A 557-nucleotide genomic window follows, 5' to 3' on the forward strand; every position below is an offset into this window, starting at 1 on the left:
GAATCATCGCCAATGCTTGCGCAATACCAATAAACAGAGCTTTCTTCCAACCCGCTTGGTATTCATCATCCAGCAAAGAGGCATTCTTATCGACCCACCAAAGCAACAGACCAAAAATAATGGTCGAATCGTGGCAAATTCACATAGGCACTGCGCAGATAAACTTCGATGACATCTTTCATCACCAAGCCAAAGATACACGCTGGGATCGTCGCAATCACAATCATCCACGCCAACTTGGCTTCTTTACTTCGTTCGCCTTTAAAAATCGACGCGAACAAAGCAGCGAAGAGCGTGATCACTTCTTTACGGAAATAGATCACCACAGCGGCTAAGGTACCAACATGCACCGCCACATCAAAAGCTAAACCTTGATCTTCCCAACCCAGAATGGCGGAAGGCAGGATCAAATGCGCCGAACTGGAAATCGGCAAAAACTCTGTCAGGCCTTGAATCAAAGCCAACACAAACGCTTCAAAATAACTCATGGTTTACTCAGTTTTTATAATGAAAATCAACCGCTCTTAATGTGTCGAGATCGCGTGCAGTTTGCMAMA

General features: G+C 45.0%; 1 pseudogene. It reads right to left on the reverse strand.

Annotated elements, in window-relative coordinates:
- Nucleotides 1-488: pseudogene (locus CIK04_RS25480) on the reverse strand (undecaprenyl-diphosphate phosphatase); the annotation flags it as partial.
- Nucleotides 489-557 lie beyond the last annotated feature (69 nt).

The organism is Vibrio sp. 03_296, from assembly GCF_002265885.1.